This window comes from Comamonas sp. Z1 (assembly GCF_008121555.1).
Lineage (GTDB): Bacteria > Pseudomonadota > Gammaproteobacteria > Burkholderiales > Burkholderiaceae_C > Comamonas > Comamonas thiooxydans.
Window position 1 is genome coordinate 43,425 of sequence record NZ_VOQT01000013.1, and the last position, 12,914, is coordinate 56,338.

Below are 12,914 nucleotides of genomic sequence, written 5' to 3' on the forward strand. Positions count from 1 at the left end.
GCCATGAACCCGCTAGCGCTGCAGCTCTGGCCCCACCATCTCAAGCCGCAAAGCAATGAGCTGCTGTCGTCATGGATGATCCGTTTGGCCCATGCGCACGGCTACAAAACTGAGAGGATGTCGCGCATCCTATTTGGCCGAGACCACGCGCTCTGGGGCAAGGACATCGACAAGCTGGGTTCACCGGCTGTGCTGGTTACTCTGTGCACCGTCACCGGCACCAGCATTGAGCAGGCTCGCCAGACCTCGCTGCAACGCTATGCAGGCTTTTTGAGCGAAGCCGTGCCCTCCGGGGGCTACTCGCCTTGGCTGATTCCGCTGCACATCCATCATCGCAAACGCACCGCGCCGGGACTGATGTACTGCCCACTGTGTTTGCAACAAGATGACGTGGCGTTTTTTCGTCTGCATTGGCGCTTGGCCTTCATCACTGTTTGCACGCGACATGGCATCGAACTCCGGGATTCCTGTCCTCATTGCGGGCACCCAGTCATCCCTCATCGCGTGGACATTGGCAAATTAGGGGCCACTCCAACTGATCGAGCCTTCACACGCTGCTGGCAGTGCCATGCCTTTTTGAGCGCGATCAAACCCACCGCCAGTGAGGCCTCGCAGGGGCGTTTCACGGCCCATCTGGAAGAAGTACTTGAGCGCGGCTATGTAGACGCCACCTCATTACACGGCACACATTCGATCGCTTACTTCGCGGGGTTACGGATCCTTACCCGACTGGCCCAGCAAGATAGCCTCGCCAGAGGCGCCCGAACCACTGCCATCGAATGCCTGGACGTTGCACGACGCCGAGCCATCATGCGCAGGGTTTGCGACCTGCTGACCGATTGGCCACACCGCTTCCTGCGCTTCATGCTGGAGACGCACATCAACTACTGCAATATCGCAGGCCCACGGGTCGTCCTGCCCTTCTGGGTGGAGCAAGTCGTGGCCCCGCTTCAGCGCCACCAGCATCCGGCGCGGGGCGCCGCCGAGCTTGCCGACATCGCGCGGGTGATCAGCAATCAATACGGCTCATTCAGTCCTTCAGTGGCCACGCGTCACTACGGAGTTCACGCTGATACAGAACGCTATCCCCTTGAGTATCGAACACAAGTGAGCCAAGACACTCACGTCACTTTGATCGTGTCGCTGGAACATGCGGTGGCTGGCACCGTCGATGCTTACAAACGCTACGCGTGGCTGCAGGATCAGGTCATGTTTAACCTGTACCGTTTCACCGTGCTCACATGCACCGAGATATGCGCCATGACCGTTTCCGCTTTCGACAGCCAAACTCCACTGGATTTTGAGAAAGACGTTTGGTGGAAGATCCCGGCCAGCGAAGCGGAAGCGCTGGCGGCGCTGCAACGCTTCATCCATGGTCCACGCAAGCACGCACCCCGGCTCTTCACGGGCTTGCAAGTGTTCTTCTCGGCGTTCACGGGCAGACCGCTACGGGCATCGGCTCTGCAGGCGCGCTTTCACCAAGCCACCGTCGGCGCCCGTTTAACCGCACCGATTCCCAACATGCTGGCCTACAAGCTTAACAAGCCCCCTCGACCAAGCGCTGGCGGCGCGCTCTACGCCGCGAAGTGACTCACACCGATCGCGGTGTAGTTGTAGCCAATGCTATTCTGCGGCTCAAGGCGACGATCATTCAAACGCATGGCATGGAGGTCCCAGGTGTAGTTGGACCAATCCCAATCGCTCTCATCGGTCTGGACGACAACATAGGTTCCCCGGCGTAGAGAAATCGACGTTTGACGCTCGGCAAAGTCTAGACCTAGGCTGAAGGAGTGCACCTGCGCGTTCTTGCCACTGTTGGCCAGAAGCTTCATAGTTCCAGTAGCAAGGCTCACGAAAGGCTTGAGTGCAGGCTGTGCCGTGTTCAACAACGAAAGCCCGGCACGAAAGACTGCAGAGTCCAATGTTTCCAAGATAGCATCACTGCCTGCGCTGCGGATGTTGTAGGTGCGACCTTCGAAGGCCAAGCCGTCAGGCGGCACTGTCAACCCCAAGAAAACCGGCGCATTCATTACAGCCGCTGCAGATTTGTCTCTGACGCGTAACTGGGTGGCAAATTTGAGCGCCTCCGCTTCCGGCGTCACCTGGTTCTTGCCATTGAACTCACACACCACAGTGTGCTCGCCGAGGCCAGGATAGGACTCCACGTAAAACCGATCCAACGTGATTTTGATCCGCTTGCCGATCAAATCGTGGTCGGCCCTTAGCGAAGCTGCAGGCGCGATGGCGACTTCGCTTCCAGCGTTCCCTGTGGCCTCAATGAAGCCGACCACCATGCCGGTCGGCTTGTAAGCCTGGGCGGGCATTCCCATGCCTTGGGCTTCGACCGCACCTGACAGGTACGGCGCGGCCTGCTCTGTTGCCCCAATGTCGAGAAGATATTGGGCGATGTCGGAATGGGGACGAGACCCTAGAGAATCGGCTGCAGAAAATTCAAACACGTTAACTCCTCACAATAGTTCTGGTGCGCTGCTGCTGGGCCTGGCGCGCACGGACGTCATCACGGATTTGCTCGTAGACCTTGGTATCGACCGATTGCGCCACTTCGATGGTCACGGCTAACGCATAGGGCACAGAAGCATTTTTTGTCGACGGATGTTTAGACATCGACTGAACACCAATCTCCAGTGTCTGACTATCCCCTTTGCCGTAACGCCACAGAGTGTGCCCCTGCAACTGCATATGCACCACAGTGCCCCTCTCCATAGTGGCCTGCACCGGCTGATCCACATCAGCCCGTGACACCCCTTGCCAAAAAATCTGTTTGCCGTTGCCATCGACTAGCTTTAGCGAAACACCTCGGTAGTCGGTGGAAAACACCACGATCGGCGTAGTCCAGGCCAGCGTGAAGGTGATAGTGCGCACGTCCCTCGACCGCAACATACGGGTTGGCACCGGCAGTTTGAACACGTGCCGTCCATTGGGCTCAATCTGGTCATCGGCCAATAGCGTGATACGGTTGGTTGTGCCACCCAATACACGCTCGGGATCTGTCTTACCAAACCCAACGTAGCGCGTGGTCTCGTTCTTTTCCGCCAATCGCCTTTTGTGGTGGCTGGGATCCTTGATCAGGTCAAAGAAAAGCTTGCCCACGTCTCCCCATTGGGCACTGTGAACGAGCAGGGCCTTGAGAATGGTCGCCCGGGTGGGCCTCTCTGCCCACGAATCCCCATCCTGCCGGAAGATTTCCTCCAACTCCGTGGCGATCTGCACAGCAGAGCGCGTAGTCAAGGCAGCGGCATCGCTGGTTCCGGCTGACAGGCCGTAACGGTTGGACTCACCCGCCACACCAGGGCGCGCCACCTTGTGCCCCATGCGTTGGGACGGTGCAGGGTGAACTTGCACCTGACCCGCTCGGGTCGAGATTTTTAGGGCGGTTCGCCCCCCGTTGGCTATCAGATCAGGTTTGACACTGCGGTTCACCCCCATGCCTAAAGCCGATCCCAGTCCCATCATTTCCAAGCCTTGGAAGGGATCGATTTCGGTGCCACCTGCGTCGTCTCCGATGTCCGCATGCAGCGCGCCAACCGTCAAACCATTGACCGTCTCTGCAGGGCTTAACAAGCCTCGGGTGCCGCTGGATTCGCGCAGACTGTTGATCACCAAGGCATCCCGATTCGTCGGGTTCATTTGCTCCAGCGCTTGGGCTGTTGCTGCATCCGCCACAGGGATCGGTGCATCGATGTTGCCCGCGCTGACCACAAACAGCAGTTGGTGGTGGTGGCTGTAGTAGTCGATCAGGCTGGCCCATGGCGATGGAGCACGCACAAACGGCACGTGCGTATCGCAGATCGAATGATTGACCACAACGACGCGCGAAAACGGAGAATCCATCTGCGCACGCTGTTGCACCAAAGCCTTCAAGGCCCGATGGATCACACCAATTGCCAACTTGCCAGTGGGCGTGGTCTCTCTGTTGTGCAGACCAGCGGACAACACAGGAATCACGCCGAGAGGCGAAGCGAGGGGACCGGCCTCGTCAGAAAGATCCCCTCGAACGATCAGAGAAGCCATAGCCGTGCCATGCAAACGCGCATTGGCCGGCACCTGCGCCGCCGTCACGTCCACCTCCAAGGCGGTAACACGACCACTAAGGGCCTCATGCTGCAGCACGGGGTAGCCGTCGAGGATCGCAGCCACACATTTGGTGCTTGCAGGCGCTTGTTGTTTCTCCAGAGCCAGTGGCTCCGGCAGCTCCACCAGATCCTGGCTATCAAAGGCAGCTTGAGGCCGGATCCGCATGATGTCATCCAAACGGGCCAAGCCGCCTTCGCCCATAATGAGCTGACGCGCCACGACACCAGGGATCCGCACCAACACGCCTTGGTATTGGATCTCGGGAATCTCCACGGTATCGTCAAATCCACCCCCGGCAGCTTGTGCCAACCCGTATAGCTTCGCAAGCGCTTGGTCACGCCGTTGGCCATCATTGCGATACCAGAGGTCTACTTCCAAAGACACCAGGTCATCAGGCCGTGCGCTCAGGATGGCTTCCACATATTGCGCCAAGCTCGGGTCGATGCGATCCTTGGTAGACCAGGTTCGCAGATCTGCAAGATGCTCAAAAATGTTCCAAAGCTGGTTTTGGTCGGGACTCGCCGCGAGTTCGCCAGCTTTGAATCGTCGCCATGCCCTGAGCAGAGTCTGCAGCCCTTGTTCACTGGGCATCGTCAGATAAAACACCTTGCTCACGGGCGGCGCATCCGCGTCGGCAGGGACGTCCGCTTCCTCCTCCTCGTCGAGCGCATCTGGATCCGACACCATGCTGCCCAGCCACTCCAAGCCCAGAGCCTGAGCGGCTTGTTGGAAAAGACCGACCGCGCTAGTCAACTCCAACACCAAGGCTCGCTCTGGGATCACGGCACGCGGATCGGAGGCGACTTGCATGTCCCCTCGGCTAAAAGCCTCTAGTGACCGATTGGCCGCATCAAAAGTGTCGCCCAGCCGTTGAAGCTGTCGGGTATAGGGAAGTTTTGCGGGAAAGCCTCCGGGCTTTCTACCCGGTAGGCGTTGACTTTTTGCTGGTTCTCGGCGAACTCTTACGAGCGGGTAATTGCGCATCTGCCTCCCTGTCGTGCGCTGATTTACCAGGCTGACTCCTCATCCGTGATAAGACCTGCTCGACAGCCTGTGAGGCGTTCAGTTTATCGCTGAATAACACCAACTTTCTTTTCACATCGAGCATGAATTGCTCGATCTCTGCCATGCTGCGACCCGACATGGCGGCGATGAACTTATCCGCATTAAGGGCCGTCTTTTGACCCAGCGAGCGTTGGAATCGGTCATACCAAACACTCAGTTCTTGCGCGCTCGGGGGCGAGATCTCCAAACGCAACTGAAAGCGCCGCCACACGGCACGATCCAGCATCTCGGGGTGGTTCGTGGCGCACGCCACGATGGCGTGACTTGGCAGGCGATCCATCTGCATGAGCAGGGAGCTGACCACGCGTTTGATCTCACCCGTTTCCTGGGTATCGCTTCGCTCCTTGCCGATTGCGTCGAACTCATCGAAGAACAACACGCAGGGCGTACGCGAGGCGAAATCAATCAGTTGGCGAATTCGGTTCGAGGTCTCGCCAAGATAACTGTCCACGATCGCGTCATAACGCACCGCGAGCAGCGGCAGCGACAGCTCGCTGGCAATGACTTCGACCAAGCTGGTCTTGCCATTGCCGGGTGGGCCGACCAATAAGATCGTATGTCGCGGCTCCAGTGAATGATTGCGAAGAACCGAGGCTTGAGAAAACTCAAACAGGAATTCGCGGACTTCCTCGACCGTATTTGCTCCCAACACCAGATCCGACAGGCGACGCCGCACCGGCATCTCAAACACCAAGTCCGCGATCTGCGGCGGCAGGGTCAAGCTGACAGGAGCGGGCTCCACAGGATCGAGCAACGACTTCTGTGGCCCGGCTCCAACCCCAGCTTCCGCTTGGCTTCGACTGCGGCGGCTTTCCATGATCACATCGACCGCATGTTGCAGTGCTTTGCGATGATCAGGCCGAAAATTTGTGGCACCCATGGTTACCCTTTCACGTCGGAATCGCTCGACACAGAAGCAGCCACGGCATTCGCCATCTGCATCCCTGCCTGGGAATTCCCGAAATGCCCATCGATCACGTGAATCAAAGTTTGCAGCATCGCGCGCAAAGCCTTTAAATCGTGTGACATTTCTACTCGATTCAGCGGCTCCACGACAGGTGAAGCACCGCTGCTCTGTTGCTCAGTTGCTCCAACATAACCCGGCGGGGTCAGTGCGAGCCCTCTTTGCAATTTTTGCGCCGTTCGAGAAGTCGTGCGCCCCGTTTCACAAAAACGCAGCACCGTCGAACGATGCAATCCCGTATGCCGCCCCACCTCACAGGCGCTGCTCATCGCAACACGCGTCTTCACACGCAATTGAAGTTCATCAAAAAGGGCTGCTTTAGGCATTTTCACAAAAACGTTGAATTCACAACGATCGTAGTGGAAACAAGCATATAACGCAACAATTTTGTTGCTTTAACTGTTTCATATGTTGCTTTAGTCATTAATCATGTTGCGTTTAAACATTTTTACGCAACACATAAGACAAACATCTGTTGCATTTCATCAAACGCAACAGACGAGCCAAACCGAGTTTCTAAAAATTAGCTGTATGTAAAATCATACCTGTATGTTTGTACATATTTCATTTCATCCAGATTCATTTGTATTGAAAGATTCGAACTACCTCATCGATTAACGCGGCCACGGGCAGTTCAGCACCCGACCTCAACCGTTTCATCCCAATCGGTTTATCGCCAACTGGGAGCATCTCGATAAAAATACGAGCATGCAACGCCCGCCCTATAACACGCCTGCCAATATCGAAGACTTCCGAGCCAGTGGCTGGAAAGACACCGTGGGGGCTGCTGAAGCCACCTACGTGTCCCGCTGGCTCGCGTTAAGTGCAGCGGCGACGACGGCCACAACAGCAGGAAATCTTGCCAGGGGCAGGATCCTTTGGTTGCTTGCAGACGCCTGTTCACTGCGCCTCATTCCCGACAACCAGAATGAGCCCCTGATCGCGGAATCGGCGACGTTCGGGCCTAGGTTCAGCTTGTCTAACATCGATGAAAAGGATATGGCGCTACTGGAAAGCATCTGTCCCGAGCTAGTTGACGTCCCCATCCTGCAAGCGCGTGTGGCAGACATTCTCTGGCTAGCTCGCACACCCCGTGGCAAATTCACCGACGCGCTTTTGGCCATCGACGCTTACCGACGTACCCACTTGGATAGTGATGCCTGGTTTACGGGAGACAGCCGGAACTGCTGGCATCGCGCGCTCTCACTTGCGTGGAAGATTGGGAAGTCGTGCGAAGACCGCCGCAATCAAATGAAAGACGCGTTGCTGACGGCCATAACCGCACAGTTCGACTCAGGCAATGCCGCACCGGCAATGATAGAAACGCTGCTCGACCACGGGCTCGCCGACGATCAGTACCAGGCGCTCGGTGACCGTCTAGTCGAGCAGGCAAACCGGCTGATTGCAACGGATGCCAGTTATCGGTTTCTCAAGGCGCGGAATCATCTCAGGCTTGCTCAGCGTTGTTTTGACCCTCAACAAAACCCCGACCGCTGCGCAGACATTGATTGCGCAATCTCCGACACGTTCGCGGCAGACCCCGATGGCCACCCCAAACTGCTCCACTTATGGCCAGTCAAACTGCTCCAGGCAGAACGTTGCAGATTATGACTATTCCGGCGTGACGGCGATGCGTGCGGCGGCCTCCTTCAGGCGGTAACTTTTACCCTCGAACTCCAGCATCGCGCAGCGATGCATGAGCCGGTCCAGAATCGTGGTGGCCATGGTGGCGTCTCCCAGGTACTTGCCCCAGTCCTGCACCACGCGGTTGGAGGTGATGACGATGGCGCGGCGCAGCTTGTAGCGCTGGTGCACGATGGATTGCAGCAGCTCGGCGCTCACATCGGCGATGCGCCGGGCCAGGAAGAGGTCGTCGAGCACCAGCAGATCGGGCGCAATCCAGCCCTTGAGCTGCTGGGCCTGTTCTGCTGCGCTGGCCAGCCCGTAGCGGGCGAACTCGGTGTCGGCCTCCACGTAGCGCACGTCATAGCCCTGCAGCGTGGCCTGGTAGGCCACGGCCTTGGCCACATGGCTCTTGCCCGTGCCGGGCTTGCCGATGACCAGGGCGTTGGCACCCTCGCCGATGAACTTCAGGGTGTGCAGCTCGAAGCAGGCGCTGCGTGGCAGCTTGGGGTTGAAGCGCCAGTCGAAGTCGGCCAGAGAAGGCCGTTCATCCAGGCCCGAGCGTTTGAAGCGGCGCTCGCTCAGACGCGAACGGCGCCGATCCAGTTCGTCCTGCAGCATGGCGCCCAAGGTCTCCAGGAAGGGCTGCTGGGCGGCCTGGGCCTGCATCACACGGGTGGACAGGGTGTCGGCGATGCCCGACAGGCGCAGCTCGCGCAGGGCGCGTTCGATCTCGGTCATGTTCATGATGCAAGGCTTGTGGGTTGGGCGGCGGTGGCGGCGTGGGCGAACAAAGCGCCGTACTCGTCGGCGCTGCGGATGAGCGGATGCTGTTGGGTGAGCGTTGCGTCCGTCCTTGCCGGTCTCGGGCTTGCGGCCTCCAGGGCCTCCAAGGCTTCGGCCACCGACTGCTCGGTCAGCACCTTGACATGGCGATAGCTGTGCACGCCTTGGTCCAGCGCGACGCCACAGGCGGCGTCAATGAAGTGGTAGGGGTAACGTTTGGCCAAGTTGACGATGCCCCAGAGCTTGCGTTGGCCGACCCGGCCTTCGATGGCGAACAGCATCTCGCACAATCGTGAGGCCTGGGCCCCGATGGCGCGGGCCTGGTCGAGGATGTAGCGTGTCTCGCGCGAGGGGTTGAACACCCGCTCATCCGTGGGAAGTACCACGCTGCCGGGCCTGTCTGCCAAGGTGTGGGTGCGCAGCAATTGCTGGGTGCGCAGGTCTCGGATCTCGATGCACCGCTCGAAGATCCGCACCAGTACCTTGGAGCCGATGGGCGCCGGGCGCGCGGCGTAGCTGCTGTGCGCGATGCGCACGCAGCTGTCGTCGCAGACCGTGCGCTGGACTTCGGTGAAGTACGCCATGCCGGTGATCGGCAGCGGCTGCAGGTGCGTGCGTTCCTCCTCGAACATGGCCTGCACCTGGCGGCGCTCGGCGCCGTGGATTCGCGAGGCTGCCCACTTGGTCTCCCAGTGCTCCAGGAAGGTGTTCTGCTCTTCGATGCTCTCGAAGCGCCGCCCCGTGAGCGCGGTGGACTGGGTATGCCCGATTGCGTTCTCCACCGTGCCCTTGCGGTTGGGGTCGCGCACCCGAGCCGGATCGGCCACCACTTCGTAGTGGGCCAGCATGGCGGCATAGACCGGGTTGAGGGCGGGCTCGTACAGGTCAGGCTTCAAGACGCCCTCCTTGAGGTTGTCCAGAACGACGTAGCGGGCCGATCCACCGAAGTAGCGCCAAGCCTGCTCGTGCAGCTCGGCCCAGACCTGCTGGCCGGACTTCCAGACCACGCGGCGGAAGCTGCGCCGGGAATAGCGCAGCGTGGCCACGAACAAACGGGGTTTGCGCCAGCGCTCGGTGCCGGCTACCCGGGTGGGAGCGCCCTCACCGTAGTCCACCTGCATCTCCTCGCCGGGAGCGAACGAGAGGCGGTCGAACTGCTCGGGTTCCTTGCGGCGAAGCTGGGCAACGAAGCGTTTGACGGAGTTGTAGGCGCCATCGAAGCCGTGCAGATCGACCAGATCCTGGTAGATGGCCATGGCGTTGCGGCCCAGGCGCAGCTGGGCATCGATGAAGGCGCGATGGGGCGTGCACTTGGAGGTGGCCAGCGGCCGCGAGACGGCGACAGAAGTCGGTGGCCGGGGTGGAGCAGTTTGACTGGCAGGGACGGTGGCCACCCCGGGGCAGTTTGCCGGATCGGCCGCGAAACGCTGCTGATAGAGCCGAATGGTGTGGCGCGAAATGCCGGTGGTGCGCTCGATCTCGCGCTGGCTGGCACCGGCCTTGAGCAATGTCCAGATGGTGGTTTGCAGATGTGGCTTCAAAACGTTCACTCCTTTGGTCCCTCGGTCATGAGGGGAGAAAGTAACGTCCTGCCTGTCGGTCTTGGCGGCGCCCACCGCACTGGATTCAATGCGTCAGGTCATAGCCGCCAAGGTGGAGCAGTTTGACCGGCCATAAGTGGGGCAGTTTGGGTGGCCATCGGGGAGTTATCGGTTTCTCAAGGCGCGGAATCATCTCAGGCTTGCTCAGCGTTGTTTTGACCCTCAACAAAACCCCGACCGCTGCGCAGACATTGATTGCGCAATCTCCGACACGTTCGCGGCAGAAGCCATGGCTCATTTGTCTGGCAAGCCGCCGAACTTTATTACCGCAGCAAGTTTCTACGAAGAAGCCGCTCGCGCATTGCTAGCAGTGCCCAAGCGACTGCGTGAAGTCAAGGGCGTCGATGAAAAGCTCAAAACGCTGCGGCAAACGCAACGCGAAATCGCTATGCAATCCATCGGCGACTTCGTGGCGATACCGATAGAGGCTGAAGACTTTGGCGATGAAATACGCACCATTCAAGAACGGGTGTCGGGCAAAGAACTGACGGATGCACTGCTCGTTCTTGCCGAGTCCTGGGCACGTGTTTCACGCGAACGCGCCGAGGCCGGTGCGCGCAAGAGCATCGAAGAATTTTCCTCCAATCGGCTTTTCGCGAAACGCAAGCTCACCGACGATGGACGTCTTGCAGCCAAGGGCCCACCAGCCAGCGATGCCTCGCTCACGTCATCTAAACCGGACGACGCCATCTGGAACCAGATGGTGCAAAACTACAATTTCGATATCAGCTTTGCTGTGCAGGCGACAATCGCACCCGCGTGGAAACAGCTTGTGCTGGAGCATTTCATCACCGACGACGACTTGGTCAATATCGTCGCTTTGTCAGGCATCGTGCCTGCGGGACGCGTCAAATTGGTCGCCAAAGGGCTCAAAGCAGGCTTTGAAGGAGACTTCGCCGTCGCACTGCACCTGTTGGTGCCGCAATTGGAGCATCTGGTGCGCTCCCATCTGCAAATCCGGGGAGCCAAGACCGTACCCATCGACTTGGACCAAGGCCTACAAAGGGAAGCCAGCCTCAGCACCCTGGTCGAACTCGCCGAGATGGCGGAGATTTTCGGGGACGATCTAGCGTTCGAAATCCGCGCGCTGTTCTGCGATGGCTTCGGCCCCAACTTACGCAACGAACTCGCTCACGGCTTGCTTGAAGAAGGTGCCTGCTACAGTGCTACAAGCCTTTACGCCTGGTGGTTGATATTCAGTATGATCTACCTGCAGTACTGGTACGGTGCCCGCACTTGGGACAACATGGCACCGCCAGCGGCTGATGGACCTTAGGGCTGTATCTATAACCTTCATTTTCCTGTTTGGCAGGCATGGTCTTGTTTCTCAACGATCGCCAAGCCCCTTCAGTGGAGGCTCAGCCTAGCGTTGGCTTGACAAGCTGGCGGATACTTGAATTGCCTTGGACTGAAAAACGCATTCTGATGCTCTCCGCAGAAGGCGTAATGCGGGTTACCACGGCCATCGTGCAGCTCGACCTTATCGCCCGCACGGCCACTACCTCGTCGGGCCGTATCTATGAATTTCAAACACCCCCTGAAACCACACCGCTGATCCGGGCAGCATTGGTTTTCAATGCCAGCCGAGTTGGCTTAATCGATGGCATCGACGTAAGTGAAGACATCTGGCGCTACTTCGTTTCTTACTCTCAATAGTGTTTGGAAGGGGCAGCTATTACTTCCCCAATAAAGAGAGCCGCAGCTTCTGCTGGGAGTGAACGCATCAAGGCGCTTGTGGTCGCCACGAGGTATGGCGCGTGGCTCTGACGGGCGGCGCCAGATCCAACACAAACACGACCTTGCAATTCATAATGCCTGCCAATCGTCCAAACCTATCGAGCGTCTAGGGAGGGTCACCGTGAAACTTCTGCACTGGCCTGCCCTCACGGTAGCCGTCTACGCCATCGCCGCTGCGGCGCATGCCCAGCCGGTACGCATTGCCACTTGGAACCTGGGCTGGCATGTGGCCAGCACGGAATTGCCAGCGTGGATCGCGCAGTGCAACAAGCTCTACCTAAAGAACAAGACCTCCAAAGTCTGGGATCTTGTGCCCGAAGGTACGACCGGAGCCAAACGGGGCTGGGAGGTCACAGAGTCCCGCGCCACGTTGGAAGGTGTGGATCTGTCGATGATGCCGCCCTGTGCTGTGTACCAAGCCAATTTCAAAGGCGTTGCGGTCACGGCAAATGCCTATGCTAAGCGCGACCAGCAAATTGCGCAGTTGCTCGAACGCGATGTACGCCCGGAGAAGGACACAACATGCTAATTTTTCTTGACACCGAGTTCACGCGGCTCGACCGTCCAGACTTGATTAGCATCGCCTTGATCGCCGAGGATGGACGTGAGTTTTACGCTGAACGCACAGATTACGATCCACGACAGTGCAGTGAATTTGTTCGTGCACATGTTCTCCCGCTCTTGGGCCGAGTGGAAGGCTCGGGCAGTACTCGTATGGAGTTAACAAATCGGCTGCGAACATGGATCGCCCAGTTTTCTGAACCTGCGATCTATGTGTTCGACTCGCCCAAGGATTGGCACTTGCTTGCGGTTGCGATGCTGGGACGACCACAAAAGAACCCGCCCGGCGATTTCGGGAAGCAAAGATTTCTTGATAGCTCAGTCTTCACCCACGAAGCGTTTAAAAAAGCTTCAAACAGTAGCTATTCCCCAGACTTACCGGAGCATCACGCCTTGGCAGATGCCCGCGCGTTACGGGCTGGCTACAACGCGTGGACAAGAAACCAAGCACTGAGTTAGTCCTGCAGAAATCTATTGGTCTT

12 protein-coding genes are annotated in these 12,914 nt (G+C 58.5%); 6 read left to right on the forward strand and 6 right to left on the reverse strand.

Annotation, left to right across the window (positions count from 1 at the left end):
* The first annotated feature begins 3 nt into the window (after positions 1 to 3).
* Positions 4 to 1,590 (forward strand): TniQ family protein, encoded by a 1,587-nt coding sequence (locus FSY45_RS19910; RefSeq protein WP_148748276.1) that lies wholly within the window; start codon positions 4 to 6, stop codon positions 1,588 to 1,590.
* On the opposite strand, the gene FSY45_RS19915 is transcribed toward FSY45_RS19910, so the two are convergent.
* The 4 genes from FSY45_RS19915 to FSY45_RS19930 all read right to left on the reverse strand — a co-directional run bounded on the left by FSY45_RS19915 (position 1,575) and on the right by FSY45_RS19930 (position 6,450).
* On the reverse strand, positions 1,575 to 2,459 hold the full coding sequence (locus tag FSY45_RS19915) for a hypothetical protein (RefSeq protein ID WP_148748277.1): 885 nt from the start codon (positions 2,457 to 2,459) through the stop codon (positions 1,575 to 1,577). The two genes, FSY45_RS19910 and FSY45_RS19915, sit on opposite strands and share 16 nt — an antisense overlap.
* A gap of 1 nt (position 2,460) precedes the next feature.
* Positions 2,461 to 4,905, reverse strand: a complete 2,445-nt coding sequence (locus FSY45_RS19920) for a S8 family peptidase (RefSeq protein WP_187427583.1) — start codon at positions 4,903 to 4,905, stop codon at positions 2,461 to 2,463.
* Positions 4,906 to 5,014: 109 nt separating this feature from the next.
* Entirely contained in the window at positions 5,015 to 6,040 is a 1,026-nt protein-coding gene (locus FSY45_RS19925) for an AAA family ATPase (RefSeq protein WP_255443393.1), read from the reverse strand.
* 2 nt (positions 6,041 to 6,042) lie between these two features.
* Positions 6,043 to 6,450 (reverse strand): hypothetical protein, encoded by a 408-nt coding sequence (locus FSY45_RS19930; RefSeq protein ID WP_148748279.1) that lies wholly within the window; start codon positions 6,448 to 6,450, stop codon positions 6,043 to 6,045.
* A gap of 382 nt (positions 6,451 to 6,832) precedes the next feature.
* Between FSY45_RS19930 and FSY45_RS19935 the strand changes: the two genes are divergently transcribed.
* Complete coding sequence (locus FSY45_RS19935) at positions 6,833 to 7,735, forward strand: hypothetical protein (RefSeq protein ID WP_148748280.1); 903 nt, start codon at positions 6,833 to 6,835, stop codon at positions 7,733 to 7,735.
* Here the strand turns inward: FSY45_RS19935 and istB are convergent, their stop codons facing one another.
* Positions 7,736 to 8,494: an IS21-like element helper ATPase IstB gene (gene istB, locus FSY45_RS19940; protein ID WP_148748281.1), complete on the reverse strand. Its 759-nt coding sequence runs from the start codon at positions 8,492 to 8,494 to the stop codon at positions 7,736 to 7,738.
* A complete protein-coding gene (gene istA, locus FSY45_RS19945) occupies positions 8,491 to 10,083 on the reverse strand; it encodes an IS21 family transposase (RefSeq protein ID WP_148748282.1) in 1,593 nt (530 codons plus the stop codon). The genes istB and istA overlap by 4 nt, the downstream gene beginning before the upstream one ends.
* A gap of 280 nt (positions 10,084 to 10,363) precedes the next feature.
* On the opposite strand from istA, the gene FSY45_RS19950 reads away from it, so the two are divergent.
* The 4 genes from FSY45_RS19950 (at position 10,364) to FSY45_RS19965 (ending at position 12,891) form a co-directional block, all read left to right on the forward strand.
* Entirely contained in the window at positions 10,364 to 11,410 is a 1,047-nt protein-coding gene (locus tag FSY45_RS19950) for a DUF4209 domain-containing protein (protein WP_148748283.1), read from the forward strand.
* A gap of 44 nt (positions 11,411 to 11,454) precedes the next feature.
* Positions 11,455 to 11,790, forward strand: coding sequence for a hypothetical protein (locus FSY45_RS19955; protein ID WP_148748284.1), 336 nt, complete (start codon positions 11,455 to 11,457; stop codon positions 11,788 to 11,790).
* A gap of 202 nt (positions 11,791 to 11,992) precedes the next feature.
* Positions 11,993 to 12,400 (forward strand): hypothetical protein, encoded by a 408-nt coding sequence (locus tag FSY45_RS19960; protein WP_148748285.1) that lies wholly within the window; start codon positions 11,993 to 11,995, stop codon positions 12,398 to 12,400.
* Positions 12,394 to 12,891: a 3'-5' exoribonuclease gene (locus tag FSY45_RS19965; protein ID WP_148748286.1), complete on the forward strand. Its 498-nt coding sequence runs from the start codon at positions 12,394 to 12,396 to the stop codon at positions 12,889 to 12,891. The genes FSY45_RS19960 and FSY45_RS19965 overlap by 7 nt, the downstream gene beginning before the upstream one ends.
* Positions 12,892 to 12,914: the final 23 nt, after the last annotated feature.